This is a genomic window from Helicobacter cinaedi PAGU611, from assembly GCF_000284635.1.
Taxonomy (GTDB): Bacteria; Campylobacterota; Campylobacteria; order Campylobacterales; family Helicobacteraceae; genus Helicobacter_C; species Helicobacter_C cinaedi.
Genome location: NC_017761.1, coordinates 1107221 through 1131454, shown reverse-complemented (window position 1 = coordinate 1131454; position 24234 = coordinate 1107221). Strand labels below are relative to the sequence as shown.

Annotated in this window: 29 protein-coding genes and 1 pseudogene; 23 read left to right on the top strand and 7 right to left on the bottom strand. The window is 40.2% G+C overall.

Annotated elements, in window-relative coordinates; genetic code table 11:
- The first annotated feature begins 161 nt into the window (after positions 1 to 161).
- From HCN_RS05640 to HCN_RS05595, 9 genes and pseudogenes are all read left to right on the top strand, one after another.
- On the top strand, positions 162 to 983 hold the full coding sequence (locus tag HCN_RS05640; protein ID WP_231997469.1) for a hypothetical protein: 822 nt from the start codon (positions 162 to 164) through the stop codon (positions 981 to 983).
- 11 nt (positions 984 to 994) lie between these two features.
- Positions 995 to 1891 carry a hypothetical protein gene (locus tag HCN_RS05635; RefSeq protein WP_014666827.1) on the top strand — a complete coding sequence of 299 codons (897 nt, stop codon included), beginning with the start codon at positions 995 to 997 and terminating at the stop codon, positions 1889 to 1891.
- Positions 1892 to 1908: 17 nt separating this feature from the next.
- A complete protein-coding gene (kcuS, locus tag HCN_RS05630; protein ID WP_002956502.1) occupies positions 1909 to 2109 on the top strand; it encodes a KCU-star family selenoprotein in 201 nt (66 codons plus the stop codon).
- 91 nt (positions 2110 to 2200) lie between these two features.
- Complete coding sequence (gene yejB / locus HCN_RS05625) at positions 2201 to 3253, top strand: microcin C ABC transporter permease YejB (protein ID WP_002956503.1); 1053 nt, start codon at positions 2201 to 2203, stop codon at positions 3251 to 3253.
- A 52-nt stretch (positions 3254 to 3305) separates the two neighbouring features.
- A pseudogene (locus HCN_RS05615) lies at positions 3306 to 4317 on the top strand (ABC transporter permease); the annotation flags it as partial.
- Positions 4318 to 4397: 80 nt separating this feature from the next.
- Positions 4398 to 5981, top strand: a complete 1584-nt coding sequence (locus HCN_RS05610; RefSeq protein ID WP_014667570.1) for an ATP-binding cassette domain-containing protein — start codon at positions 4398 to 4400, stop codon at positions 5979 to 5981.
- Between the two features lie 22 nt (positions 5982 to 6003).
- Positions 6004 to 6690 carry a 3-methyladenine DNA glycosylase gene (locus HCN_RS05605; RefSeq protein ID WP_002956506.1) on the top strand — a complete coding sequence of 229 codons (687 nt, stop codon included), beginning with the start codon at positions 6004 to 6006 and terminating at the stop codon, positions 6688 to 6690.
- 183 nt (positions 6691 to 6873) lie between these two features.
- Positions 6874 to 7719 (top strand): fumarate hydratase, encoded by an 846-nt coding sequence (locus tag HCN_RS05600; RefSeq protein ID WP_002956507.1) that lies wholly within the window; start codon positions 6874 to 6876, stop codon positions 7717 to 7719.
- Between the two features lie 18 nt (positions 7720 to 7737).
- Positions 7738 to 8295, top strand: coding sequence for a Fe-S-containing hydro-lyase (locus HCN_RS05595; protein WP_014667569.1), 558 nt, complete (start codon positions 7738 to 7740; stop codon positions 8293 to 8295).
- A 3-nt stretch (positions 8296 to 8298) separates the two neighbouring features.
- Here the strand turns inward: HCN_RS05595 and HCN_RS05590 are convergent, their stop codons facing one another.
- On the bottom strand, positions 8299 to 8559 hold the full coding sequence (locus HCN_RS05590) for a hypothetical protein (RefSeq protein WP_014666825.1): 261 nt from the start codon (positions 8557 to 8559) through the stop codon (positions 8299 to 8301).
- A 119-nt stretch (positions 8560 to 8678) separates the two neighbouring features.
- On the opposite strand from HCN_RS05590, the gene xseA reads away from it, so the two are divergent.
- Together xseA and HCN_RS05580 are read left to right on the top strand one after the other, a co-directional pair.
- A complete protein-coding gene (gene xseA, locus HCN_RS10975) occupies positions 8679 to 9425 on the top strand; it encodes an exodeoxyribonuclease VII large subunit (RefSeq protein WP_232501883.1) in 747 nt (248 codons plus the stop codon).
- Positions 9426 to 9665: 240 nt separating this feature from the next.
- A complete protein-coding gene (locus HCN_RS05580) occupies positions 9666 to 10655 on the top strand; it encodes a catalase (RefSeq protein WP_014666823.1) in 990 nt (329 codons plus the stop codon).
- A 110-nt stretch (positions 10656 to 10765) separates the two neighbouring features.
- Here the strand turns inward: HCN_RS05580 and HCN_RS05575 are convergent, their stop codons facing one another.
- The 4 genes from HCN_RS05575 to corA all read right to left on the bottom strand — a co-directional run bounded on the left by HCN_RS05575 (position 10766) and on the right by corA (position 13349).
- Entirely contained in the window at positions 10766 to 11038 is a 273-nt protein-coding gene (locus HCN_RS05575) for a hypothetical protein (RefSeq protein ID WP_014666822.1), read from the bottom strand.
- Positions 11039 to 11075: 37 nt separating this feature from the next.
- Complete coding sequence (locus HCN_RS05570) at positions 11076 to 11531, bottom strand: hypothetical protein (RefSeq protein ID WP_014666821.1); 456 nt, start codon at positions 11529 to 11531, stop codon at positions 11076 to 11078.
- 100 nt (positions 11532 to 11631) lie between these two features.
- A complete protein-coding gene (locus HCN_RS05565; RefSeq protein WP_014666820.1) occupies positions 11632 to 12381 on the bottom strand; it encodes a TerC family protein in 750 nt (249 codons plus the stop codon).
- The gene (gene corA, locus HCN_RS05560; RefSeq protein ID WP_002956516.1) at positions 12381 to 13349 is read right to left on the bottom strand and encodes a magnesium/cobalt transporter CorA; all 969 of its coding nucleotides are present in this window, start codon (positions 13347 to 13349) and stop codon (positions 12381 to 12383) included. Before corA ends, HCN_RS05565 begins: the two co-directional genes overlap by 1 nt.
- Before the next feature lie 185 nt (positions 13350 to 13534).
- Here corA and pgsA point away from each other — a divergent pair, with 185 nt between their 5' ends.
- The 7 genes from pgsA (at position 13535) to oadA (ending at position 20088) form a co-directional block, all read left to right on the top strand.
- Positions 13535 to 14080, top strand: a complete 546-nt coding sequence (pgsA, locus tag HCN_RS05555; RefSeq protein ID WP_002956517.1) for a CDP-diacylglycerol--glycerol-3-phosphate 3-phosphatidyltransferase — start codon at positions 13535 to 13537, stop codon at positions 14078 to 14080.
- A gap of 10 nt (positions 14081 to 14090) precedes the next feature.
- A complete protein-coding gene (gene rseP, locus HCN_RS05550) occupies positions 14091 to 15155 on the top strand; it encodes an RIP metalloprotease RseP (RefSeq protein WP_014666819.1) in 1065 nt (354 codons plus the stop codon).
- A gap of 12 nt (positions 15156 to 15167) precedes the next feature.
- Entirely contained in the window at positions 15168 to 15845 is a 678-nt protein-coding gene (locus tag HCN_RS05545) for a YggS family pyridoxal phosphate-dependent enzyme (RefSeq protein ID WP_014666818.1), read from the top strand.
- A 27-nt stretch (positions 15846 to 15872) separates the two neighbouring features.
- Positions 15873 to 16256, top strand: coding sequence for a hypothetical protein (locus HCN_RS05540; RefSeq protein ID WP_014666817.1), 384 nt, complete (start codon positions 15873 to 15875; stop codon positions 16254 to 16256).
- Between the two features lie 39 nt (positions 16257 to 16295).
- Positions 16296 to 17474 carry a DUF3298 and DUF4163 domain-containing protein gene (locus HCN_RS05535; protein ID WP_002956521.1) on the top strand — a complete coding sequence of 393 codons (1179 nt, stop codon included), beginning with the start codon at positions 16296 to 16298 and terminating at the stop codon, positions 17472 to 17474.
- Positions 17471 to 18220: a YaaA family protein gene (locus HCN_RS05530; RefSeq protein WP_014666816.1), complete on the top strand. Its 750-nt coding sequence runs from the start codon at positions 17471 to 17473 to the stop codon at positions 18218 to 18220. The genes HCN_RS05535 and HCN_RS05530 overlap by 4 nt, the downstream gene beginning before the upstream one ends.
- A 68-nt stretch (positions 18221 to 18288) precedes the next feature.
- On the top strand, positions 18289 to 20088 hold the full coding sequence (oadA, locus tag HCN_RS05525; protein WP_014666815.1) for a sodium-extruding oxaloacetate decarboxylase subunit alpha: 1800 nt from the start codon (positions 18289 to 18291) through the stop codon (positions 20086 to 20088).
- A 68-nt stretch (positions 20089 to 20156) separates the two neighbouring features.
- Here the strand turns inward: oadA and HCN_RS05520 are convergent, their stop codons facing one another.
- Both HCN_RS05520 and HCN_RS05515 read right to left on the bottom strand, forming a co-directional pair.
- Positions 20157 to 20738 (bottom strand): hypothetical protein, encoded by a 582-nt coding sequence (locus HCN_RS05520; protein WP_014666814.1) that lies wholly within the window; start codon positions 20736 to 20738, stop codon positions 20157 to 20159.
- Positions 20739 to 20826: 88 nt separating this feature from the next.
- Positions 20827 to 21309 carry a hypothetical protein gene (locus HCN_RS05515; protein ID WP_002956525.1) on the bottom strand — a complete coding sequence of 161 codons (483 nt, stop codon included), beginning with the start codon at positions 21307 to 21309 and terminating at the stop codon, positions 20827 to 20829.
- A gap of 84 nt (positions 21310 to 21393) precedes the next feature.
- Between HCN_RS05515 and HCN_RS05510 the strand changes: the two genes are divergently transcribed.
- From HCN_RS05510 to HCN_RS05490, 5 genes are read left to right on the top strand one after another with little or no spacing between them, the layout of a single operon-like run.
- Positions 21394 to 21774 carry a RidA family protein gene (locus tag HCN_RS05510; protein WP_002956526.1) on the top strand — a complete coding sequence of 127 codons (381 nt, stop codon included), beginning with the start codon at positions 21394 to 21396 and terminating at the stop codon, positions 21772 to 21774.
- Positions 21775 to 21818: 44 nt separating this feature from the next.
- The gene (sppA, locus tag HCN_RS05505) at positions 21819 to 22703 is read left to right on the top strand and encodes a signal peptide peptidase SppA (RefSeq protein ID WP_014666813.1); all 885 of its coding nucleotides are present in this window, start codon (positions 21819 to 21821) and stop codon (positions 22701 to 22703) included.
- On the top strand, positions 22700 to 23566 hold the full coding sequence (gene purU, locus HCN_RS05500; RefSeq protein WP_014666812.1) for a formyltetrahydrofolate deformylase: 867 nt from the start codon (positions 22700 to 22702) through the stop codon (positions 23564 to 23566). The genes sppA and purU overlap by 4 nt, the downstream gene beginning before the upstream one ends.
- A gap of 56 nt (positions 23567 to 23622) precedes the next feature.
- The gene (locus HCN_RS05495) at positions 23623 to 23820 is read left to right on the top strand and encodes a hypothetical protein (protein ID WP_002956531.1); all 198 of its coding nucleotides are present in this window, start codon (positions 23623 to 23625) and stop codon (positions 23818 to 23820) included.
- A 10-nt stretch (positions 23821 to 23830) separates the two neighbouring features.
- Complete coding sequence (locus HCN_RS05490) at positions 23831 to 24133, top strand: hypothetical protein (RefSeq protein WP_002956532.1); 303 nt, start codon at positions 23831 to 23833, stop codon at positions 24131 to 24133.
- The last annotated feature ends 101 nt before the right edge of the window (positions 24134 to 24234 follow it).

Sequence of the window (24234 nt, the reverse complement as noted above, 5' to 3'; positions counted from 1 at the left end):
TGTAAAGTGAAAAAATGTGAAATCCTGTATCGTTTTGAAATAATGTAGGGTAGGCGTAAGGCTCATTATATTTTTTTTTATATAAAATGTTGTGATCACAAAAAAAAGTTACAAGGCAATCTATGGAATAAAGGTATATAGGACTTATGCGGAGGTTTGAGATGAAAAGGTATATTTTTTTGCTGTGTGGAATCTCTCTGTGTTTATTACAGGGGCGTGAGAGCATTGATAGGATTGGGATTCAGGAGGCGTGGTTTAATCACAAGGCTGGAAAGAGTGAGTTTAACGCCGCACATACGATGATTTATTATGAGTATGAGACGATTTATGATAATCGCTTCGCACATAATATGTTTGTAGGTCTTGGTGGCAGTGCTGGGAATCTTAATGGTATTGCTCCTGTTGCGGGTTCTGAATTTTTAAGCACAGCACCGGTGCGTGGGGGTATGGGGCTGAATATTGATTTTAATTTTGGCTTGGGCTATTACTTCATCACACGCACAAGGGATAACCCGCTCTATCTTGGCATAGGATTGCGTGAATCTGTTGGGGCGATTGGCTATGTCAATATGCCTGTTATGGGGGAGTTTAGTGGGACTTATCTGCCTTTAGAATTACGCGGTGATGTAGCCTTAAATCATAAAGTAAAGCTAGAATACATTGCTGCGTATGATGTGCTTTTGGCTGCAAGTGGTGCGGCAGTTGTGTATGGCGATGGAAATGCACAGCATAAACTTACATTTGATGGAGGGCAAAATGCTCTGCGTTTTGTGCTGGGGCTTCGGTATTATGTGAATGCCACTTCCTTTTTCTTTACTCAGCTTTATGCGAGATTTGAAAGCTTAGGTGCATCTTCAAGCGTCAATGTCAGTATGTCAGCAGATTCTACCACGCCGGGTGTAAAAGCGAATGCAACTGCTACAATCCATTATCCTAAATCCCACACAAGCTTTGTAGGCTTACGCGTGGGCTTTGGGTTTTAGAAGGTGCTGTGATGAAAACTAGAATCTTAACTCAATTTAAAGCCTGTGTGCTAGGTATGCTATGTGTGGGTTTTGGCATATTTGGCGTGATAGAAGGCATAGCAGATGAAGAATATATCGCTTATGGCAGTCAAAAAAGCCTTATGAAAAGTGGCTTGTATCGCTCTTTGGGCTTTTATACGGGCTATCATCATTATGGCGAAGTAGGGCGTGATGGCTCTAGGGTAATGAGAATAGATACCGCAACTTTTGGGCTTATGGGGGAGCTTGGCTTGGTAAATCCTTTGGGAATAAAGCTTGAGGGGAGTGCAAGGCTTGGGTATGCACTTGGAATCTACACAGGCAGCATACTTGATACAGACAATACACAAAGGAATGGGCAAAAGCTTGTCAGTATGATGGGTGTGTTTGCTGGTGATGTGGAGCTAAGGGGCGGATATAATCTTTTGAAATATTCTCAAAAGGCGAGTTTGTATCTCCAAGGTGGTTTGGGCTATTTTTTCAACCGCACAGAATTTATGGCAATGGATAGACTTCAAGGCTACTTGTATGTGCCGCTTGAGCTTGAGGGTGAAGCACATATAGGCAATAAAGGTGTGTTAAACTATGGCTTAGGCTATCGGTATTTAATTTTTGGTAATCATCTCTCCACCGCCTCGGAGTATGGATTCAATGATGATTATTATGTAACGCAAAAAAATGGCTTTGGACTAAGTGTCTTTATCGGTCGCACATATTATGGTGAAGATTCTACAGTGCGGTCTATCCGCTTAGTGTATAAGTATTGGCACATTGGTGCAGCAGATCCTATGCGAACAAGCAGTAGCATTACAAGTGCTCCCACAGCAATCTATGAGCCAGAAAACTCAACGCATAGGCTACTTTTGCAGTATAGTTATAGATTCTAAAAAGAGAGTGTAAAAAAGTGAAAAAACTATTTGCTAGGCTTAAAGCTCTCTATCGGCGAAGTGATAGATTCTTTCACTTGCTGGTGGGTATGCCAAGCTATGATAAATATGTGGAACATATGAGAATCCACCACCCCGATAAGATTCCAAAAACGCAAAAAGAGTTTTTTGCCGAGGCATTAGAGGCAAAATACGGAGCGGGTAGGACAAAGTGCTGATAAGGATAAACTCGCAAGGTTTGCGATGACAAAAACTTATCTTCATTTTGCTACAATATGGCTTTAAACTCTTAGATTCTAAAGGAAAGCGGTGCTAGACTATATATTCAAGCGTTTGTTGTTGCTTATCCCCACACTTTTGGGAGTTATGACTATCAACTTCTTACTTATGCAACTCTCCCCGGGCGGTCCAGTGGAGCAAAGTATCGCTAAAATGGAAAATCTCTCTCAAATTACCGAAGCCCCAACAGGCTCAAATACACTTTACAAAGGCTCTGTGGGGCTAGATTCTGAACTTATTGAAGAGATAAAAAAGCTCTATGGCTTTGACAAATCTTTAAGTGAGCGATATGTTGAAATGCTATGGCGTTTTGTGTGCTTCGACTTTGGCGAGAGCTTTTACGCACAATCAAGCGTGTTATCAATCATCGCTCAAAAACTCCCTGTGTCTATCTCTCTAGGTGTTTTTAGCACATTGCTGATTTATCTTATCAGCATTCCATTAGGCATTGCAAAGGCGGTGCGTAATGGCTCAAAGTTTGATGTGCTAAGTAGCGTTGTGATTGTGGTGCTAAATGCTATTCCGGCGTTTATGTTTGCGGTGGTGCTTGTGGTGCTATTTTGTGGGGGGAGCTATTTTGATATTTTCCCTTTGCGTGGGCTAGTGAGTGAGAATTTTGAATCTTTAAGCGTTTTTGAAAAGATTGTAGATTATTTATGGCATTTATTTTTGCCGGTGCTGTGTATTTCTATCGGTGGGCTTGCGACTTTGAGTATGCTAAGTAAAAATTGCTTTTTAGAAGAGATGCATAAAAGCTATGTGATGAGTGCTAGGGCAAAGGGCGGAAGTGAAAAGCATATTTTGTATAAGCATATTTTTCGCAATGCGATGCTTTTGATTGTGAGTGGATTCCCTGCGGTGTTTGTAGGGGCATTTTTAAGCGGGAGTTTGCTTATAGAGATTATTTTTAGCCTTGATGGGCTTGGGCTGTTAGGCTATGAGAGTGTGGTAAATCGCGATTATCCCGTGGTGTTTGGGACATTGTATATTTTTACCTTTATAGCCCTTGTGATAGGCATTATTAGTGATATTTTGTATTGCTTTATTGATCCTAGGATTCACTTTGGAAGTAAAAATGTCTAAGATTCAAAAACACATAAAATCTACGCATATAGAATCCATAAAGCCAAGCAATTTGGAGCGGAGCAATTTACAACTGCGTTGGGCGGTGTTTAAGCAAAATAAACGCGCGTTTTACTCTTTGCTTATCTTTCTTGTGTTGCTTGTGTGTAGCATTTTTTGCGGAGTTTATCGCTAATGAAAAGCCACTTTTTATCTATAAAGATTCTAAGATGTATTTTCCTGTGTTTGTGGATTACCCAGAGAGTGCGTTTGGTGGGGATTTTCAAACGCCTTGTGATTACCTTGATAGCTATGTGAGAGATGAGCTACTTAAAGACGCCTTTGTGCTAAGAGCGATTATCCCTTATAGCTATGATAGTATTATTATGGATTTAGACGCTCAAGCCCCAACGCCCCCAGATTCTAAGCATTGGCTTGGCACAGATGATAAGGCAAGAGATGTAGCAAGTCGGCTACTTTATGGATATAGAATCTCCATTATTTTTGCTCTTATTTTAAGTGTGTGTAGTGTGGTGATAGGCGTTGTGGTGGGAGCGTTGCAGGGGTATTATGGTGGGGCTTTAGACTTGGTGGGACAAAGAATGATAGAGATTTTTAATGCTGTACCTATTTTATTTGTGATTATTATCATCTCAAGTGTGTTTGAGCCTAGCTTTTGGTGGATTCTGTGCGTGGTAGGGGCGTTTTCGTGGATTTTACTTGCGAATCTTGTGCGAGCTGAATTTTTAAAGGCTAGGAATTTAGAGTATGTCAAAGCCGCTCACGCAATGGGAGTGAGTGATATAAAAATCATCTTTTCATATATCTTGCCTAATGCGATGAGTGCGACTTTGACTTTCACACCTTTTATTATGACAGGAAGCATTGTAACGCTAAGTAGCCTTGATTTTTTGGGCTTTGGTATGCCGGTTGGAAGTGCGAGTTTGGGTGAGTTGCTTTCCCAAGGTAAAAACAATCTCACTTCGCCACATTTAGGCATAAGTGCGTTTTTGGCTTTGTGTGTGTTGCTTTCAATCCTTGTATTTATCGGCGAGGGGTTGCGTGATGCACTTGATCCGCATATTAAAGCACATCTTAAAGCTCACATTAAAGAAGCTAGGCGAGAATCTAGCCTAGATTCAAAAGATTCAAAGCAAGGCGTGTAATGCTAAACATCTCTCATCTTAATGCTCATTTTCTGCATTCTACTCGTTTTAGTTTGCAAGATATTTGCTTACACATTAAGCCCGGCGAGAAAGTGGCGTTAGTTGGAGAATCTGGCTCGGGTAAGAGTATGTTAGCTCAACTTATTTTGAATCTTAATCCGCATATTGCTTTGCAAAGTGGTAGTGTGGAGTTTGAGAATAAAAATCTAGCGACACTCACGCAAAAAGAGCTAGAATCTCTGCGTGGCAGGGACATTGCCTATATTCCACAAGAGCCGCTTTCAAGCCTTAATCCCCTGCATAAAGTCGGCAAACAAATAATGGAGAGCTTTTATCTCCACACTAATGAGCTTTACCCCAATCTTAAGGGCAAGGCGTTACACAACAAATCAAAAGAGCGACTAGCAGAGCTTTTAGCATTAATCGGGCTAGATTCTAGCTTGGCTCACGCTTATCCCTTTGAACTAAGCGGGGGGCAAAAGCAACGCGTAGCCATTGCTATGAGTATTGTGAATAATCCAAAATTGCTGATTTGTGATGAGCCTACGACTGCCCTAGATGTGCTGGTGCAGCGGCAAATTATGGAGCTACTCTCAAGCCTAGCCAAGCAAAGTGCGATTGTGTTTATTAGCCACGATTTGGGCGTTGTGCGTGAATTTGCCGATAGGGTTGTGGTGTTAAAAGAAGGCAAGATTATAGAATCTGCTTTGAGTGAAAAGCTTTTTAACGCCCCACAGCATTCCTATACGCGATTTTTAATTGAATCTTTAAGGCTCCCTAAACGCAAAGCTCTCACACAAACAAGCCAAGATTTTACACAACAAGACATTGTGCTAAGAGCCAAGGATTTAAGCGTGGGGGTAAAAAAGCAGGGATTTTTCACAAGCACTTATAAGCAGATTCTATCCCCATTAAGCTTTTGCCTGAAAAAAGGGCAGATTCTAGGAATCGCCGGGGAATCTGGCAGTGGCAAGTCTAGCCTTGCCCTAGGGCTTTTGCATTTACTTGAGACAAAAGGGGAGTTATATCTTAATGAAAGGCAGGTTAAACGCACAAAGGCAGATGTGAAGCTTTTGCGAAAGCAGATCAGTATGGTGTTTCAAGATCCTTTTTCTTCACTCTGCCCGCGGTTTCGTGTTGGCGATATTATTAAAGAAGCTTTGGGAAAGCTCCCCAATGAAGCATATAGGGAAAAAATCGCGTGGGCGTTAGAAATGACAGGGCTAGATTCTAGCTTGGCTCACGCTTATCCCTTTGAACTAAGCGGGGGGCAAAAGCAACGCGTAGCTATTGCTAGAGCCATTGTAAGAGAGCCTAAGATTTTGTTACTTGATGAGCCAACAACCGCCCTTGATAAAAGCTCTCAAAAGCTCATACTCACGCTTTTATTAGAACTACAAGAGAAAATGCAGGTGAGCTATATATTTATCACGCACGATTTGGAGATTTTGCGAGAGTTGAGTGATGAAGTGCTGATTTTACACAAGGGCGTGGCGGTGGAATATGGCAGGAGTGAGAATGTGTTTGAAACTCCGCAGAGTGTGGAGGCAAGGGCTTTGATTGAAGCATTTTTTGGTAAATAAAAGAAAAGGGGAGTGAAAAACAATGCTAGATTCAAGTTTTGATTTATTTATGGCGTTAAAAAAGCAGAATCTATTAAGCGGATTGCCTAGTTGGTGGTGGGAGGGCTATGGTAGCTTTGATGTGGTGTTGGGCAGTATTTTAACGCAAAATACGCAATGGAGCAGGGTGGAAAAAAGCCTAGATTCTATGCGAAAAGCTGGGATTTTAGAAAAGAGTAGCAAAAGTGAATCTAATCTTGTGTCTGTGGCTAGGCTAGAACCTTATGTGCTTGAAAGTCATATCAATGGATTTCAAAAGCAAAAGTCTGTGCGGATTGTGAATCTTGCTGCTGCGATTGTCCGCGATTTTGGGAGTTTTAGCGCATTTGTAGAATCTGTAAGTTTGGAGTGGCTTTTAGCACAAAAGGGCATAGGCTTAGAGAGTGCGTATAGCATTTTGAATTATGCGTGTTTGCGGGAATATATGGTGGTAGATAAATATACTTATAAGCTTTTATGTGCGTTGGGGCGACAGATAGATGACTATGAGGAGCTAAGGGAGTTTTGTGAGTGTGGGATAAGGGATAATCTAGATTCTGTGCTTGAGCTGTATAAGGGTGAGATAGATGATATAAGTTTGGGGCAGATTTTTGCGAGATTCCACGGGAAAATTGTAGAGTTTGGGAAGAAAAAGAGCGATATTGCGAGTTTAAAAGAAGCAATGGGTTAAACTAAGCTAAGAATATTTTAAGTAAGTATTTGACTTTGTATTTTTAAAAACACAAAGAAGGCTTTTTGCTACCTTTGGTTTGAGTATTTGAATCTCATATAAGCAAAAAAGCTTATTTAAAGCGTTTTTTACATTTGGGGTAGTAGAATTCTGCTGTTTTCAAATACATTTAAGGAGGAAGTAATGAGAGAAGTGCGGTTTGAAGATATTAAATCTGCTGTTGCCAAACTTGCCATTGATGCGTGCTGTATCCAAACACCGGATATTAAGCGTGCTTTTGTCGCTGCAAGCAAAAGTGAGAAGTCCCCGCTTGGGAAAAATATCCTTAACACACTAATGGAAAATGGAAAAATTGCCGAAACAAATATGATGGCTATCTGCCAAGATACGGGAATGACCGTGGTGTTTGTGGAGATTGGGCAAGATGTGCATATCGTCGGGGGTTACCTTGAAGATGCGATTAATGAAGGGATTAAAGAGGGTTATACAAATGGCTATTTACGAAAGTCGGTTGTAGCCGAGCCACTCTATGAGCGTAAAAATACCACAAATAACGCTCCTGCTGTGATTCATACACGCATTGTAAGGGGTGATAAACTGCATTTAAAAGTCTGCCCTAAAGGCTTTGGAAGTGAAAATAAGAGTATTTTAAAAATGCTTGTTCCTGCTGATGGTATTGAGGGGGTGAAAAAGGTTTTTACAGAAGCGGTTAAACTTGCTGGACCAAATGCGTGTCCGCCTATGGTGATTGGTGTAGGGATTGGTGGGACAATGGAAAAAGCTGCTCTTTTAGCAAAACAAGCCGCAGTGCGTGAGATAGATTCTAAAAACGCCGATGAGCGATATGCTAAGCTTGAGGAAGAGCTCCTTGAGATTGCGAATAAAACGGGTGTTGGACCACAAGGGCTAGGTGGCACGACAACGGCATTTAAGGTCAATGTAGAGTGGTATCCCACACATATTGCCGGGCTTCCTGTTGCGGTGAATATTAACTGCCACGCTGCACGACACGCTGATATTGAGCTATAAGCATTGAAGGAGGAGAAAATGACAGAGCCAAAGAAAATCACAGCCCCTTTAAGTAAAGAAGTGGCAAAAAGCCTAAAAGCAGGGGAAAGCGTACTTATAAGCGGAACGATTCTAGCTGCTCGTGATGCTGCACATAAGGCATTGACTGAAGCATTGGCAAGGGGAGAAAAGCTCCCTGTGGATTTGGCAGGTGAGACGATTTACTATCTTGGTCCTACTCCTGCAAAGCCGGGCAATGCGATAGGTTCAGCAGGTCCTACAACAAGTGGGAGAATGGATAAATACACGCCTACAATCATAGAGCAGGGTATTCACGGAATGATAGGCAAGGGCTATCGTAGCCAAGAAGTGGTGGATTCTATGGTGAAGCACGGCGTTGTGTATATGGTAGCTGTGGGCGGTGCAGCGGCACTCATTTCTAAATGTATTACAAAGTATGAGGTGCTAGCTTACCCAGAGCTTGGACCTGAAGCGATAGCAAGGCTTACAATTGAGAATTTTCCAGCGATTGTGGCTATTGATTCACAAGGGAATAACTACTATGAAGTAGGACAAGCCCCCTACAAACTCATCTAACTTCTAAGAAGCCTCCAGCTTCACCACCCAGTCCATAGATAAGCCTGATGGGGTGGTGAAGTTTAACCCAAAGTTTGTCTTTAATCCTAAAATCTCATAAGTGCGAGTTTTATAAAAAATCTTTGGGACGGGCTGAAGTGTTTGCTTGGCATAGCCATCAACAATCGCTCCATTTTTACCGCCAAATTGTCCACAGCCACCTATAGTGTTTCCAGCAGCACCACACATATTTGTGTCAGAAGCTTTCTTGCAGCTTAGTTTCATACCCTTATCCCTACTTACCACATCAAACTTAAATGTAGGGATATAGATAATACTTGCATCTATTTCTAGCTCACGCTTATCGCCATATTCGCGGGATTATAATATGTAGAATCTGCCCCATACGCCCCGGCGAAGTAAGCAATCTTACTATTCATAGTAGCGGTTTTATTTTTTTTAGCCTTAAGGATAGCAATTCTCAAGTGCGCTGTGTTATTTTTAAAGGGAATGCAAGCAAGCTAAGATTCCAAATGCAAGAGGGGCTAAACCTCATTGTGCGTGGAAGCGTGAGTGCATACATACCGCGTGGCGAATACCAGATAAACTGCCTAGAAGTCCTGCCAGATGGTATAGGAGAGCTTTCGCTCACTTATCAGCAGTTAAAAACCTCACTTCAAGCAAGGGGATATTTTGATAACAAAAAGCCAATCCCAGCATTCCCAAAGCGTGTGGCAGTGCTCACTTCTATCACAGGCACGGTGATAGAGGATATTAAAAAAGTCGCACAAAAGCGGTGGAATCTTGCGAAGTTTTTTGTGCTTAATACCCTCGTGCAAGGCGAGAAAGCAAAGGAATCTATCGCTACAAATATTGCATATATTGATAGCTTTTTTGGTACGCCTAAAGGCTTTGATGTCATTATCATTGGCAGAGGTGGAGGCAGTATGGAGGATTTATGGGCGTTTAATGAAGAAATTGTCGCAGACGCCATTTATAATGCTAGGACACCAATCATTAGCGCAGTGGGGCACGAAAGCGATACGGTGATTAGTGATTATGTCGCTGATATGCGCGCACCCACACCAAGTGCTGCGATTGAAATGTTGTTGCCCACTTCCAAATGCTCTAACACAGGGGATAACACATAGATTTGAGTGCGCCACAAATGATATAAAGCAATTATGTAATGCCATAAATGCACGAGACCCACAGCGTTTAGGCGCGTTTGTGCAGATTGAAAAAGATGGGGAAATAAGGACATTGCAATCCTTAGTAAGCGGTGATGAGGTGCAACTCATAGGAATCTCACAATCAAAGGGCGCGAAGATTCTCTAAAGAAAGTTTTATGCTACAATGTTTGGGTTAAAAATTATTGTAAGGAAGTAAGAATGCAAAAAAGAATTTCACAAACTTTTGTTTGGAATGGGCTAAAAGTGCTTGTTGTGGTGTTTTTGGGATTTGTTGGTGTGCTAAGAGCAGATGTGCAAGATGATGCACAAGAGATTGTAGAGTATTTTTACACACTTAATGCAGAGGAGGCAAATCCACATAAAAAAATCAATCACGCTAAGGGTTTTTGCGCTATTGGAGAGTTTATCCCTAATAAAGAAGTGGCAAAGGACTTTGCTATCCCGCTTTTGCATAATAAAAGCAAGGTGAAAGTGCGATTTTCTCTAGCAGGTGGGAATCTAAAACAAAGCGATAAATCAAAAAATCGCTCCTTAGCACTAAAAATACAGGGCAAAAATGATAGTTGGGAAATGGCAATGACAAATGCGAGGATAAATTTTGCTACCAATGCAAGTGAGTTTAAGCAGTTTATGCGATTACAAGTGCAACAAAAAGAGGGTAAAATCACGCAAGATAAGGCAGATAAACAACGAGCAAAAGTGCGCTCGTTTGCAAACTTTGCCAAAGAAGTCCAATCTCTGCCAATTACACCTAGCTTCGCAAATAGCGCGTATCATAGCGTGCATACATTTGGGTTTTTACAATCAAATGGAGATTTGCTTTTGGCACGCTTTAGCTTTATCCCAAAGGCTGGCATAAAGGGTTTAAGCAAAGAGGAATTAAATGGGCTAAATGATGAATTTTTAGAATCTGCATTCAAAAAAGCGTTATCAAAAGCTCCTGTGGAGTTTGATTTAACACTTGTTGTGCCAAATAAAAACGATAAGATTAAAGACACTGCTCAAGTTTGGGAAGGAGCAAGAGAGAACATCGTTCTTGGCACGCTAAAAGTTAGCAAGTTTGATGGGTATGGTTGTAATGGTGAGGTTTTTATGCCAAGCAATTTGCCACAGGGCATTCAAGCACCAAATGATGATATTTTTGAGCTACGCAATCTTGTGTATGCGCTTAGTGCCTCAAAAAGATAATGTTAAAGTCTAGCAATTTTAGTGATTGTTGAGATTTTAGTAGATTGTAGTGAAATCAAGTGTTTGCAACACCTTTAGATTCTGGAATCTAAAGGTGTTTGGCTTATATTTTATGCTTCTTGTAATGCTTTTTCTTGCATTTCTTTTTTTGCGTTTGAAAGCATTAGTTTAATGCGATTTTCTTGATTTACACGCGTAGCACTTGGGTCATAATCGATTGAAACAATGTTGCTTTGCGGGTTTTTCTCTTTGATAGTTTTCATCATTCCGCGTCCTACGATGTGGTTTGGCAAGCAACCAAAAGATTGTGTGCAGATGACATTATTCACACCTTGCTCGATAAGCTCAAGCATTTCTGCTGTCAGCAACCAACCCTCGCCCATATTCATCGCCTCACTTACATAGCCATCAGCAAGCGATTTAGTGTGTTTGAAAGCCGCTGGTGTGCGGAAAACCCCGTGTTTTTTTAATAATGTTGATAAGGTCTTGTTGTTTGCGACAAAAATACTCAAACACGATTTTATAAATAATCCTTGTGGAGAGCTTGCCACCATACATTTTGTTTTCCACAATGCTATCGTTTATGCAGTAAAGACAAAAATCTAAGAATCCCGGTATCACAACCTCGCAATTCTCTTGCAACAAGAAATCCTCTAGGTTGTTGTTGCCAAGTGGCGAGAATTTGATATAAATCTCTCCCACGATTCCCACTTGCACCTTGCGTTCTTTGCTTCTAGGGATAGCGAAGTTGAGTGCTGTGCCGTTTAGACTTCGCTCTGTTAAGCGAAAGCCTGAAGTTAAAAGATTTGAGCCAAAAAGACATAGGCATATAAGATAAAAGATTCTCATCAATCGCATATCGCCCCCAAACTGCATTCTCTCTTAGTCGCTTTGTCATCAAATATCCTCGAATTTGATTTAAAATAATAGTTGTGTATGCAACTAATTTGAAAAGCGGAATTAAAACATAGAAGAATTAATGAGAATCTTTGGTGCGAGTTTTAGCAAGATAAATATTAATCATCTCAACACCCAAAGAAAAGGCAATAGCAAAATAAATATAGCCCTTTGGTATATGGAAGTGCATACTATCTGCTACAAGCGTAACACCAACAAGGATTAAAAACGCAAGGGCTAGAATCTTAATGCTAGGATTAGATTCTATAAAGCGTGAAATGCTTTGCGATACGAAGAGCATAACAAACATGCTCACAATAATGGCAATAATCATCACAGGGAGAATATCTACCATACCCACCGCGGTAATCACTGAATCTAGTGAAAAAACAATATCTAGCACCATAATTTGCAATAGCACTATGCCAAAGGCGGCGTATTGCTTGGCGTGGGGCTTTGAATCTTGGGGCTGCGTCATAGCGTGGATTTCTGTCGTGGCTTTGTAGATAAGGAATAATCCCCCTAGAAATAGCACAATATCACGCCCACTTACCGCAAAATCTCCTAGTGTGAAAAGGGGCTTTGTAAGCTTCATCACCCAAAAAAGTGAGACAAGCAGGGCAATGCGAGAAAGCATAGCAAGGGCTAAGCCAAAGATTCTAGCTTTTTCACGCTTAGATTCAGGCAGACGAGCAATGATAATAGCTAGGAATATAAGATTATCAATGCCTAGCACAATTTCTAAAAATATAAGCGTAGCTAGGGCTACCCAAGCATTAAAATCATCAATCCAAAAAAAAGCTTGATGAAAAAGATGAGAAAAATCCATTAAATCCAACCTTTTTTCTTAAAGTAGATAATGGGGAAGATTGTGGATAGAATCATAATCACAAGCACCACAGGATAGGCAAAATCCCAATGTGTTTCAGGCATATAGTCAAAGTTCATACCATAGATTGTGCCAATGAGTGTGGGGGGCATCATTGCCACGGTAACAACCGTGAATAGCTTAATGGTTTTATTTTGCTCAATGTTGATTTGGTTTGTGAGAATGGTTTGAATATTATCTAGGGCGTGCATATTTACCGCGGTAAATTCTACAAGAGAGTTTAAGTCTTTAAGCACGATGGTAATATTTTTTTTCATATCGCTATCGGCTTTATCACTTTTAAGGATAGCAGTAATGGCACGCCTTTTATCAAAAAGGGAATCTCGCACACTCATATTCAGCTCTTGCAAGGATGAAAGCTCTTCTAGCATTTCATCATAATTGATTACTTGTGAGTTGAAAACTCTTTTTCGCAACGCTCGGGTGTTTTTGGCTGCAGATTCTAGCAAGTCGGCGTCCTTTTCTACGCGGATTTCAAAGATTTTACCGATTAAATCAAAGCCATCTTCAAACACTCTGGGCGTGGCTAGGACAATTTGCTGAATCTCATCAAACACACGGAATTCACTATAACGCAGGGTGAAAAGGATATTTTTACACAGCAAAAAGGTGATTGTTTCGTTGTGGAGTTCAGATTCTAAAGAGCGGACAAGGAAGTAGGTATTAATGGTGATACTGCCGCTGTCTTCCCAATATCTCGCGGATTGCTCAATCTCTTCTCGTTCTTCTTTTGTGGGAATTTCAAGGTTGTAAGTTTTGGAGATGTGGTTAATCTCATCGGTTGAGGGGTGAAAAAGGTCAATCCATAGAATCTTATCTTGCTCTTTTAATATGGCGGCACTTGTATCGTTGAGTAGTAGGCTTTCACGCACGATTAAGCCATTGCGTCTTACAAAAATATTAATCATCGTTGTTCCTTTGCTGTATTGTGCTTTAAAAATGTTGTGATTGTAGCAAAAACTCGTATAATTCTTGTATAACTCTTATATAACTTTTGCTTGGTTTTGTGTTAAGTTAAACAATCCGTTGTAGAATCTGACCTAATTTTTCCGCATATTTTGATTAAGATTCACAAGTATAAAAGGGATTGAGAGTGAAGCATTTGCCTAATATCTTAAGCATTTCAAGGATTTTTCTAGCAATTTTATTACTTTTTGTTGCTTTGCATTATGATGTGATTTTGCCTGATTTTGTGGATAGGAGCTGGGTGAATTACCTAACCTGCCTTATTTTTTGTGTGGCGTCATTGACAGATTTTTTTGATGGGTATATCGCAAGGGAGTATAGATTGCATTCGCGTTTTGGGGAAGTCTTTGATCCATTGGCGGATAAAATGCTTATTTTATCGGCTTTTATTGCGTTGCTTATTTTGGATAGGGCTTCGCCTTGGGCGGTGTTTTTGATACTCTCAAGGGAGTTTTTTATTACCGGTTTAAGGGTGATTATCGCTGGGAGTGGGGCGAGTGTAGCAGCAAGTGCGAGTGGGAAGTATAAAACGGGTGTGCAAAGTGCGGCGATTGGCTTTTTGCTCGCGGATTTCTTTCCGGGTGGGGAGATTTTGCTATGGATAGCAGTGGCACTCACATTGTATTCTGGGGCTGATTACACGATAAAATATGTGAAAAGCATAAATGTATAAGTAGGGATATATGAGTATTTTTATCGCTCTTTTAATCCTTTCATTTCTTGTGTTTTTCCACGAACTAGGGCATTTTATAGTCGCTAGAATCTGCGGTGTAAAAGTAGAAGTCTTTAGCATAGGCTTTGGTAAAAAGCTTGTGTCGTGGCAGTTTGGGCAAACAGAATATGCCTTATCAATGATCCCACTAGGTGGATATGTCAAGCTAAAAGGGCAAGATGATAGTAACCCTAAGCTAAAAAATTATGAAGCGGATTCCTATCTTTCTAAGTCGCCTTGGCAACGCATAGCAATTTTACTTGCTGGTCCATTTTTTAATCTCTTTTTGGCGTTTTTGTTGTATATGGCTGTGGGGCTTTTGGGAAAAGCAAGCTTGTTGCCTGTGGTTGGAGAAGTGAAAGAAAACTATCCTGCTGTGAAAGCTGGGATAAAAGTAGGAGATGTGATTGTAGCGATAAATGGCAAGGAGATTAAGACTTGGGAAGAGCTAGATTCTATGATTATAGAATCTCAAGGGGAGTTGGAGCTAAAGATTCAAAGGGGGCAAGGGGAATTAAAAGAAAGTCTTCGTGTGCGTGTTTTGCCTATGGAGCAGGAAGCTCAAAATATTTTTAGGGAGAATATTACTCGCAAGATTATTGGCATAAGCAGTGCTGGGGCGGTTGGAATGGTGCATTACAAGGGGCTAGATTCTATTGTGTTTGGGATAGATGAGAGCATTAAGGCAAGCACGCTTATCGCACAAAGTATTATAAAGCTTATAAGCGGAGTAGTGCCTAGCAGTGAAGTTGGCGGGGTGGTAAGCATTGTCTCTGTGATTGGCGCGGCTTCGTCATCTGGGCTAACGCATTTGCTTTGGCTCACTGCCTTAATCTCTGTGAATCTTGGAATCTTAAATCTCCTGCCTATTCCCGCCCTTGATGGAGGGCATATTATATTTAATCTCTATGAAGTAATTATGCGGAAAGCCCCAAGTGAAAATGTGGCGTATTATCTCACGCTTTGTGGTTGGGCAGTGTTGCTTGGGCTAATGCTGCTTGGGCTGTATAATGATATTTTTAGGCTTTTAGCATAAAGGGGGAAAGAAATGTTAGCTTTGCAACTTGAACGAATCTTGCGGCGGATTGAAAGGGCGAGATTGGCTTATAACGCACATCAAATCATCTCGCTTGTGGCGGTGAGTAAGTATCAAAATGTGGATTCTATAAGGGCGTTGTATGAGTGCGGACAAAGGGCGTTTGGTGAAAATAAGGTGCAGGACTTACGCTTGAAGGCTCAAATCTTAGATGATGTGCCTTTGGAGTGGCATTTTATAGGGAAGTTGCAGGAAAATAAGATAAATGCTCTTTTGGCATTAAAGCCTAGTCTTATTCATAGTGTAGATTCACTCAAAACCGCTCAAGCGATTCAAAAGCGTTTGCAAACGCTTTCGGGGGAAGCAAAGGTTAGGGCGTTACTCCAAATCAATGCAGCAGATGAAATAAGCAAAAGTGGCGTGAGTGTAGAATCTGCTAGGGAAGTGTATGATGAGATTCTAAAAACCTGTCCTAATATCATTATGGAAGGGGTGATGTGTATCGGGGCAAATAGCCCAAATCGCAAAGAGATAGAACAAAGCTTTCAAAAAACAAGTGATATTTTTCATTCCTTGAAGGATAAGGGGGCTAAGATTCTCTCTATGGGAATGAGTGGGGATTTTGAAATTGCCATTGCTTATGGGGCAAATCTCGTGCGTATCGGCTCAAAGCTGTTTGAAAGACATTAAACATAAAGCCATAAAAGGAGTAGGGGAATGAAAATCTTGTGGATTGCTGGAATCTTTGTGTGTGGGGCTTTTGCTCAAAGCTCTTTGGTGTATATTATGCAAAATATGGAATATGCGATGAATCAAATGGAAAAAGGCTTTTTGTATAATAAAAAAGAGTGGATTGATGAGGGGTTGGCGGAGTTTAAGATGCTTAATAAGGAATTGCAACGCACAGATCCAAATACTTATCTTGGTGCGACACAAAGGCGGAATATTAATGTCGTAAGTGGGATTGTGGATAGGAGTGCTGAAAATATTGAAGTGCTGGAGCGGTTTTTGAAACAAAATGAAATGATGAAAAGTGCTGATGTGTATGGGCGGATTCTCTCTGGGTGTGTGAGCTGCCACGCTATCGCAAGAGGCTGGTAGAAATGTTAGTGGAGAGAGAATCTATTTAAGGAGTAGAAAATGAAAAACTATCTTTTTGCTTGTGGGGTTGCTTTGCTTTTTGGTGGAGTGATATTTACAGGCTGTGGGGATAATGGGGATTCTAAAAAAGAAGAATCTACAATAGAATCTGGGACAAAACAAAATCAGCCCCTTGTGCTAAAAGTCCGTAGTGAGAGTGAGTTTAGCCAAATGCTTGGGCTATTACCAAATGAGCAAAGATTTTATGTCGCTATGGGGGTTGTGGGAGATAAAAATACAGAGGCGTATGTCTATCTTACGAGAATGGATAATGGGGCATTGGACATAGGCATTACGCTAACAGAGAATGATGAAATCTCGCATTTTTCACTCTCACAGGTTGAATCTGGGCTAGAATCTCAAGCATTGGTGCTAAAAGGCGTGTGGAATGCGGATAGTGAGCTAAAGGGTAAGGAGTTTGCCTTTAAGGTATGTGAGAGCTGTGAGCTGTATGAGGTTGATTTTTTCACAGAGCGTTTTAAGAGTAGCCAAAATGTTGAAGGGCAAAATGTGGAATATGTAAAAAGTATCACAAAAGCCTTTATCCCGCAGAATAATAAGATTCCACAAGGGGCGATTGAGAATCTAAATCTTGCTTTGAATAATGGAGCAAAAGATAAACAAAGCCTTATAAATAGCCTAAAAAAAGAGCTACAAGATAGCTTTAGTCAGCTCACACAAGATGGCGGGGGATTGATCTTTAATAGCGAGTATGATAGTAATATAGAAGTGGTGGCGAGAAATAAAATCATTACCTTTAGGCAAAATGAATATGCCTATGAGGGTGGGGCACACGGCAATACCGAGATTGCATTCCGTAGCTTTTCACTGCAGAGTGGCAAGGAGCTTTCAAACAAGATTGAAGATGTGTTTGATATGAGTAAAAAGGATAAGATTCTCTCTTTGCTAAGTCAAAAACTAGAGCCACAAAAGAATGAGCTTTTTGCTGAATCTTTGCCCTTAAGGGAGATGTCTAATTTATTTTTCATTACAAGGGCTGGAATTGTGATGATATGGCAGCCCTATGAGATTGCCCCTTATGCGAGTGGCTTTATACGCGTGGTTATGAGTGCTGAAGATTTGGGTATTAAGGGGCGTGGGCAGTTAGGGGAATGGCTAAGAAAAGATTCTATTTATACGCCTATTATTGATGAAGTGCTGGGATTGGGGCTTAAATGAAGATTCTATTTAGCCCAAGTGAAGGTAAGATAATCCCAAATGGGGATTTACGAGTGTTTGACTTAGAATCTCTAGAATCTAATGGCGTGTCTTTAGTGGTAAAAGAGGCGGTGAAGCAATATATAGTATTTTTGCAAAGTGGGGCTGAAAGCAAGATATCCACACTTTTTGGCACTAAAAAACTAGATTTAGATGAACTTGCTTTAGCACAAAACTGCTTGAATGCCCCTTGTGTTGAAGCGGTGAGATTATATAATGGCGTGGGGTATAAGGCTTTAGATTTTGAAAGATTAGATTCTAAAGCAAAGAGTTATGTGCGAGAACATCTCTATATTTTTAGTAATTTATTTGGAATGGTTAGGGCAGATACACCCCTGCCTTATTATAATCTTCATCAGGGTAAGGGCAAGGGGACTTTTGCTTTGAAAGCATTATATAAGAATCTTAAGTCAAGTATTGATGAGATTTTAGAAAATAGTGAAGTGCTAGATTTGCGTGCAGAAGCGTATCTCAAAGTCTATCAAGTGGAAAAATACAAACATTATACACAAGTGGTGTTTTTAAAAAATGGTAAGAGAGTGAGCCATTATGCTAAACATTATCGTGGAATCTACGCAAGGGCAGTGGCTCAAAAAGGGTTAGATTCTACAAAAGAATTAGAGCATTTAGAGATAGCAGGGCTAGTTTTGAGTGAAGTAAAACACGGCAAAAATGCTACAATCTTAACCTACGAGGTTGTATCCTAAGGGGATTTTACCTTTTGTAATATCAAATGCGATACAATTTTTAATCTCAAAATTAAAGGTTTGGCGTAATGATAAAAATCACAGAAAATAGTTTGCGAGATGGACATCAATCACTTCTAGCTACGCGTATGCGGACAGAGGATTTACTTCAAGCGGCGGAAATTTTTGATTCTATTGGGTTTCATAGCTTGGAAGTTTGGGGTGGGGCGACTTATGATACTTGTTTGCGGTATTTGAAAGAAGATCCTTTTGAGCGTTTATATGCATTTAAAAAAGTCTGTGTGAAAACGCCTTTGCAAATGCTACTGCGGGGGCAGAATCTCATCGGCTATCGGCATTATGCTGATGATGTGGTAGATGAGTTTATCAAGCTATCCTCTCAAGCAGGAATGGATATTTTTAGAATCTTTGATGCGTTTAGTGATGGCAGAAATCTTAAAACTTCCATTGAATCTGTCAAAAAATATGGCAAACACGCACAAGGGGCGATTTGCTACACGACTTCGCCGGTGCATACGATACAAAGCTTTGTGGAATACGCTAAAGAGCTAGTGAAAATGGGCTGTGATTCTATTGCCATTAAAGATATGGCGGGACTTTTAACGCCTTTTGTAGCCTATGATTTGGTAAAAGCATTGAAAGAAGAGATAGGTGTGAGTTTAAGTCTGCATACGCATTCAACGGCTGGATTTGCTTTTGGCACACATTTAAAGGCAGTCGAAGCTGGTGTAGATGTGCTAGATTTGGCAAATTCTGCTTTAAGTGAAGGCACAAGCCACCCCTGTACGCAGTCAATGGTCGCCACACTGCAAGGAAGCAAATGGGATAGTGGCTTAGATTTAGAGCCAATGGAAAAGGCAGCGGAGATTTTGCGTAAAAACCGCAGAAAATATAAAAAGTTTGAATCTCAATATAATCAAATTGATACACGCGTTTTGCTTAGTCAAATCCCCGGCGGTATGATTTCAAATATGGCAAATCAGCTCAAAGAGCAAAATGCCCTTGATAGAATGGATTCTGTGATGAGTGAGATTCCAAAGGTGAGAGCGGATTTTGGCTATGTGCCTTTGGTAACGCCTTCAAGCCAGATTGTAGGGACACAAGCGGTGCTAAATGTGCTAATGGGAGAGCGGTATAAGACTATCACAACTGAAACGCGTAATGTCATCAAGGGCTTGTATGGTCGCACACCTGCGGCATTAAATGAATCTTTAGTCAAAAAGGTGCTAGGTGAGGGAGAGAAAATCATAGATGTGCGTCCGGCGGATTTATTAGAGCCAGAGCTAGAAAAGGCAAGGCAAGATTCAAAAGAGTTTGCTAAAAGTCCGCAAGATGTGATTTCTTTTGCGATTTTTGGGAATATTGCTAAGACTTTTTTACTAGAGCGGAATGCCAATGCGTTAAAGCCTGAACCATTAGAATCTTTTGAAGAAAAATGCGATAGCAAATTGCCTAAGGATTTTAATATTGTTGTCAATGGGGAGCATTATGAGATTAAGGTTGAGGGCAGTGGGGAGAGAACTGATGAGGTGCGTCCGTTTTTTATCCGCGTAGATGGGGAGCTAAAGGAAGTTTTTGTAGAGAGTATAGATACATCATTAGAATCTAAGATTCATAAAGAGCAAAAGGCAGGGGCATTGCCACAAGCTACTGCTCCCGGACACGCTAAATCGCCAATGCCCGGCACACTCACAAAGCTTAAGGTGCAGGTGGGCGATAAGGTGAAGCTTGGCGATACTTTGGCGATTGTGGAGGCTATGAAAATGGAAAATGAAGTGTTAGCCCCCATAGATGGCGTAGTTAAAGAGATTTATGCCACGCAAGGAATGCAGATAGGAAGCGATGTGGCGATAATGCTGCTTGGCTAGTGGCTTGTTGTGGATTCTGCTTGTTGTAAGAATCTGCTTTTTAAGCCCATAGCATAAAAATAGAATCTTTAGAGAAAAGTCCAAACAAAGTTTAAGCTATGGATTGTCCCTAAATCTAAATCATTAGATTTGCCATAGATATTTGCACGATAGGTAATATCGGTATTGACTAAAAACGGAATTATTTTTGCTATGCCTAGACCTACTTCGATATATGCTCCATTTGCTTTGAGATTATGTTTCTCGCTAAAGTTTGCTCCGACACCAATTATAAGATTAAGGGCACCAAAATCTCTTGGAGGGTGAATATACAGCATTCCACCCACAGAGTGAGTGGGGGCATAAGTATCCATATAGAGATATTTAAGCCTTGCTCCAAAGCCTACTTCATAATCAGTAAAAGGAATGGATACAGAAGGCTTTAAACCAAATCCATCATCTACAAAGAAATTCCACCCTACACTTGCACCAATGATTCCGCCAAATCTATCTTTAGCTACTTTATCTGAATCTATCTTGTTTAAATCTCTGCTAAAGCCATAGTGAAAGGAAGCTATTTGTAGCCAATTTCCCACTATATGTGGCTCTTGCCCAGCTCTTAAACCGCCACATATCATAATGCTAAATATAAAGATTCTTAATAGTCTCATTTTTTACCCCTTAAAAACGATTTGCGTAAAAACTATTTATAAGACAAATAATTTTTGTAAATTTAGATTCTAGTATTCTAAAATTAATTTAGCGTAAAATATCTAGTGTCTGCTCTTCTTGCTCGTAGATAATCTTGCTTTTATCCCACTCTCTATTACCCTCGCGTTTTTTAATCCCACTTGAAGTTTCTATTGCTTTTTCATTGCCTGTGGCGGATTTTGCCTTGCCTTTGATATTTTTGTGATAAATTGTTGTGGGGCTACCGCCAAAATGGCTTGTATTGCTTTTATACTCATCTTTTTTGCCACCCATTACATCAGCTTCACTTTTGCCTAAAAGCTCCTTTGGGATAGGCAGACGCTTGATTGAGCCATTTGGGGCAATCTCCATAATGCCAAGTAACACACCCCTTTTATGGTCAATCATTAGCGTTTGATTGGGCTTGAGATTAAGCTCAATGCGTTCAATAGTCTCAAAATCAAGAATCATATTATCTGCTAAAACATTAATGCTAAAGCCCATACACACCGCTAAAAATACACCCTTGACACTCGCACTTGTGATACGCATATTTGCCCCTTTAAGATGAAGTTTGTGATTAAGATTTTACTGCTAGAATTATATCTTAAGTTTTTTTTATTTTAAAGGAATTTTATGGAAAATACACAGCCTATTAGCACATTAAATGCCCCTCAAGCTATCGGTCCTTACTCTCAAGCCTATATCTATAATGGTGTAATCTACACTTCTGGGCAAATCGCCCTAACACCACAAGGCGAGTTTATAGACGGGGATATTACCGCTCAAAGCACACAAGTTTTAAACAATCTTAAAGCCATTTTAGAATCTGCAGGGAGCAGTCTGCAAAAGGTTATTAAGACAAGCGTTTTTTTAAGTGATATGGAGCATTTTAATGCGTTAAATGCGGTGTATGCGGAGTTTTTTGGCTCACATAAACCTGCTAGAAGCACCATTGCAGTTAAAACACTTCCCAAAAATGCCCTTGTAGAAATTGAGTGTATTGCCGTGCTTTAAGAGATTCTAGGATTTTGAAACGACACATATAAAGGAGACAAATAATGGAGGATTTGCGTAATATTACTCGTATTTTTACCGCACCGCTTGATTTTATTAACAAATATTTTAAAGCATTGCTTTTTTTGTTTATCGTGCTATTTGTGATTGTTGTTGGCGGTGATGAGAGTGAGAATGATCCGCCAAATGTGGCAAAGCTTCATCTTACGATGCCAATTTATGAGAGTGAGAGTTTCGCACAGGCGGTGAAAAAAATCAAAGAAAATGAAAATATTAAAGGTGTGTTGCTTGTGATAGATTCACCGGGTGGGCTTGTTGGAGCGAGTATTGAAATTGCTGATATGATAAAGGATTTAGCTCAAAAAATGCCCGTGATTGCCTATGTGCAAGGCTCAATGGCGAGTGGAAGCTACTATGCAGGAATGTATGCAAATGAGATTTATGCTAATCGTGGAGCGTTAATAGGCTCTGTGGGCGTGATTTTTAGCGGGGTAAATATTGAAGAGCTTATGCAAAAAGTGGGTGTGAAAGAGCAGGGTATTAAGGCTGGGGCGTTCAAGGAAATAGGCACGATGACACGCAAATGGAGCGATGAAGAAAGGCAATTCCTTGAAAATCTTTTACAAGAGCAGTATGCTATGTTTTATAATGATGTCCTGCAAGCTAGAGGGGAGAAGCTAAAAAGCAAGGATTACCACGATTTTGCTGAAGGGAAAGTTTTTTCAGCAAATAAAGCCTTGGAGCTTGGACTGATTGACAAGGTAGAATCTATGCAGGGGGCAATGGAAGCGTTGCGGCAAAAAGTGGGGCTAGATAAGCTTATTTGGCTTGAAAAGGATAAATTTGAAACCTATATGGATAAGCTTTTTGATACTATGAATTCTAAGATTCTATCCCTTTCACTCCCATCGCTTAAGGCTAGTCTATGAAAGGACATCTCATTCAGGCTACTCAACAGCGTGATGAACGCGTGATACTCATTAGTGCACCGGATAAAAAAGGGCTTATTTATCATATCTCATCGGTGCTATATGAGCTTGGGTTAAATATTGAACGCAATGATGAGTATGTGGATAAGGAAAATGAGCGATTTTTTATGCGGACGCATACTTATGGTGAGGCTAACGATGAGATTTTACAAAAGAGATTAAAATCTATTCTGCCGCGTCAAAGCACACTTAAGATTCAAGATGTGGGTAAAAAAAAGATACTTATCCTTTGCACAAAAGAAAATCATTGTGTGGGGGACTTGCTCCTTAGGCACGATAGCGGGGAGCTAAATGCACAGATTGAGGCTATTATCAGCAATTATGATGTGCTAGAACCTTTGGCGATGAAGTTTGGGAGACCTTTTTTTCATATTTCTGCAGAGGGGTTAAGCCGCAAAGCACACGAAGATAAGCTTTTGGAGTGTATTTCTAGCTTTAATCATAGCTATATTGTGTTGGCAAAGTATATGCGGATTCTCACAAATGAATTTGTCTCGCATTTTGAAAATCGTATTATTAATATTCATCATAGCTTTTTACCTGCATTTATTGGGGCTAATCCCTACAAACAAGCACACCAAAGGGGTGTTAAGCTTATTGGTGCGACGGCACATTTTGTTAATGAGAATCTTGATGAAGGTCCTATTATTACCCAAGATGTGATACATATTAATCATAGCTATTCGTGGCAGGATATGCAAAAGGCGGGCAGGGATATTGAAAAGATTGTGCTTTCTCGTGCGTTAAATTTAGCACTAGAAGATAGAATCTTTGTGTATGGGAACAAAACGATTGTGTTTTAAGAATCTAGGTTAGGTAAAAATGGATTCAAAAACTACTTTGCTTGAGGTGCTGATTGATGGAAGTGCTAATTGATGTATGTATAGGTATTTTTTGTGCATTGCAGTGGCTGGTGTATCTCATCTTTGGCTTCAAAGCCCCACCACATACAAGCAAAACTTTTCAAAAACATTTTTACACACTCCGTCTAGCCTTACCATTGCGACTTTTGGTTATTTTTTTGTTGTATATTTTGCTGATTAAGCCTTTTGTGTAGAGATTAAAAAATGCCTAGGAAAACAACTCAAGCCCAAAAATCCAAAAAAGAGCAAGATTCTAGAAGTATCAAAGAGCTTTTTATTTTGCGTAAAAAGGCTTTGCTTTCACAGCATAAGGTGCGTAAAACAAGCAAAAAGAGCAAAAAGACATCTCTTTCTTGGCTAGATTCTATGCAAGATAGAATCTATAATGGATTTTCACAAACGAGTGTTTTTGTCTCGTGGAGTATCTCCTGGCTACTTTGTTTTGGGCTATGGGCGGTGCTATTGTATCTTGTGTGGCAGGAGCTTTTATGGTGGGGATTTGTATGAAGTGGGTTTTACATATTTTACGCCCTATGAATGTTTTCTAGTAATTTTTAAGCACTTTTAAGCTAGAATCCGCGGATTTATCCAAAGAATATGAAAAAGGA

Bases quoted from the DNA above. Each gene is read 5' to 3' on its own strand.
- HCN_RS05640 (WP_231997469.1), top strand. From the start codon at position 162: ATGAAAAGGTATATTTTTTTGCTGTGTGGAATCTCTCTGTGTTTATTA.
- HCN_RS05635 (WP_014666827.1), top strand. From the start codon at position 995: ATGAAAACTAGAATCTTAACTCAATTTAAAGCCTGTGTGCTAGGTATG.
- HCN_RS05610 (WP_014667570.1), top strand. From the start codon at position 4,398: ATGCTAAACATCTCTCATCTTAATGCTCATTTTCTGCATTCTACTCGT.
- HCN_RS05605 (WP_002956506.1), top strand. From the start codon at position 6,004: ATGCTAGATTCAAGTTTTGATTTATTTATGGCGTTAAAAAAGCAGAAT.
- HCN_RS05600 (WP_002956507.1), top strand. From the start codon at position 6,874: ATGAGAGAAGTGCGGTTTGAAGATATTAAATCTGCTGTTGCCAAACTT.
- HCN_RS05595 (WP_014667569.1), top strand. From the start codon at position 7,738: ATGACAGAGCCAAAGAAAATCACAGCCCCTTTAAGTAAAGAAGTGGCA.
- HCN_RS05590 (WP_014666825.1), bottom strand. From the start codon at position 8,559: ATGAAACTAAGCTGCAAGAAAGCTTCTGACACAAATATGTGTGGTGCT.
- HCN_RS05580 (WP_014666823.1), top strand. From the start codon at position 9,666: ATGCAAAAAAGAATTTCACAAACTTTTGTTTGGAATGGGCTAAAAGTG.
- HCN_RS05575 (WP_014666822.1), bottom strand. From the start codon at position 11,038: ATGGGCGAGGGTTGGTTGCTGACAGCAGAAATGCTTGAGCTTATCGAG.
- HCN_RS05570 (WP_014666821.1), bottom strand. From the start codon at position 11,531: ATGCAGTTTGGGGGCGATATGCGATTGATGAGAATCTTTTATCTTATA.
- HCN_RS05565 (WP_014666820.1), bottom strand. From the start codon at position 12,381: ATGGATTTTTCTCATCTTTTTCATCAAGCTTTTTTTTGGATTGATGAT.
- corA (WP_002956516.1), bottom strand. From the start codon at position 13,349: ATGATTAATATTTTTGTAAGACGCAATGGCTTAATCGTGCGTGAAAGC.
- rseP (WP_014666819.1), top strand. From the start codon at position 14,091: ATGAGTATTTTTATCGCTCTTTTAATCCTTTCATTTCTTGTGTTTTTC.
- HCN_RS05545 (WP_014666818.1), top strand. From the start codon at position 15,168: ATGTTAGCTTTGCAACTTGAACGAATCTTGCGGCGGATTGAAAGGGCG.
- HCN_RS05540 (WP_014666817.1), top strand. From the start codon at position 15,873: ATGAAAATCTTGTGGATTGCTGGAATCTTTGTGTGTGGGGCTTTTGCT.
- HCN_RS05535 (WP_002956521.1), top strand. From the start codon at position 16,296: ATGAAAAACTATCTTTTTGCTTGTGGGGTTGCTTTGCTTTTTGGTGGA.
- HCN_RS05530 (WP_014666816.1), top strand. From the start codon at position 17,471: ATGAAGATTCTATTTAGCCCAAGTGAAGGTAAGATAATCCCAAATGGG.
- oadA (WP_014666815.1), top strand. From the start codon at position 18,289: ATGATAAAAATCACAGAAAATAGTTTGCGAGATGGACATCAATCACTT.
- HCN_RS05520 (WP_014666814.1), bottom strand. From the start codon at position 20,738: ATGAGACTATTAAGAATCTTTATATTTAGCATTATGATATGTGGCGGT.
- HCN_RS05515 (WP_002956525.1), bottom strand. From the start codon at position 21,309: ATGCGTATCACAAGTGCGAGTGTCAAGGGTGTATTTTTAGCGGTGTGT.
- HCN_RS05510 (WP_002956526.1), top strand. From the start codon at position 21,394: ATGGAAAATACACAGCCTATTAGCACATTAAATGCCCCTCAAGCTATC.
- sppA (WP_014666813.1), top strand. From the start codon at position 21,819: ATGGAGGATTTGCGTAATATTACTCGTATTTTTACCGCACCGCTTGAT.
- purU (WP_014666812.1), top strand. From the start codon at position 22,700: ATGAAAGGACATCTCATTCAGGCTACTCAACAGCGTGATGAACGCGTG.
- HCN_RS05495 (WP_002956531.1), top strand. From the start codon at position 23,623: ATGGAAGTGCTAATTGATGTATGTATAGGTATTTTTTGTGCATTGCAG.
- HCN_RS05490 (WP_002956532.1), top strand. From the start codon at position 23,831: ATGCCTAGGAAAACAACTCAAGCCCAAAAATCCAAAAAAGAGCAAGAT.